This is a genomic window from Pyxidicoccus fallax (genome assembly GCF_012933655.1).
GTDB lineage: Bacteria > Myxococcota > Myxococcia > Myxococcales > Myxococcaceae > Myxococcus > Myxococcus fallax.
This window is the reverse complement of record NZ_JABBJJ010000735.1, coordinates 1-871: the sequence shown is the minus strand read 5'-3', so window position 1 is coordinate 871 and position 871 is coordinate 1. Positions and strand designations below refer to the sequence as shown.

Genomic DNA, 871 nt, shown 5'->3' with positions numbered 1-871 from the left:
GCTGAGCACCCCGTGCTCCAGGTCCCCCAGCCCCTCCGAGAAGAAGCGCACGCCGAGCGCCACCCCCATCAGCGGGTAGGTGACGACGTCGAGGATTTCTCGGCGCAGGACGTCCGTCACCACCGAGATCACCAGGGCCACTCCAAGGACCGTCCACAACGCGAGCTGAACAGGCGTCATACCGCGCCTGTCCCATCCGTCACAGGCGTCCGGTATCAAACCAGGGACGCCCCGAGCCCGTCAATTGTCGAACAGCCGGAAGCCCCCGAGGGCGAGGACCGGGGCCGGGCTCAGCCCAGCATGAGGCGAATCTTCTCGCTGCAGATGAAGTACTCGTCCCCGTCTTCAATCTTGCGGCGCTTGATGCGCTGCTTGTTGAACCAGGTGCCGTTGGAGGAGCCGAGGTCCTCGATGATCCAGTCATTGCCCTCGTGGACGATGACGGCGTGCTCGCGGGACACCTTGCCGGAGTTGATGACGAAGTCGCAGTGCTTGCCGCGGCCGATGACGAAGCGCTCCTTGACGATGCGCTCCTGCTCGCCGGACTCGGTGACGAGATAGAGGGCACCGGCCTCGGGCTCCTCCTCGGCCATCTCGTCCGCGGGCTCCTCCTCGGCTTCCTCGGCCTGCTCGTCCTCCAGGGCCGGGTCCTCGGGCTCGGGCAGCGGCTCCTCCTCCTCCTCCTCGACCATGTCGTCGCTGGGAGGGGGCGGCTCGTTCTTGCCCTTGATGAGGCGCTCCAGCTCCGCGGCCGTCTCCAGCACGCGCTCGGCGACCTCGCGGCGCACCGGATCATTGTCCAGGCCGTTGGCGCCGCGGTCCTCGGCGGCGGGAGCGGCGCCCCGGCCGGCCGGGCGGGGCGGCTGCGGGG

The 871-nt window shown here is 69.0% G+C and carries 1 protein-coding gene and 1 pseudogene; both read right to left on the bottom strand.

Annotated elements, in window-relative coordinates:
* Window positions 1-180: pseudogene (locus HG543_RS56130) on the bottom strand (prepilin peptidase); the annotation flags it as partial.
* Between the two features lie 110 nt (window positions 181-290).
* Window positions 291-871: FHA domain-containing protein (locus HG543_RS53880; RefSeq protein WP_169352706.1), on the bottom strand; the 581-nt coding region annotated here is incomplete at its 5' end.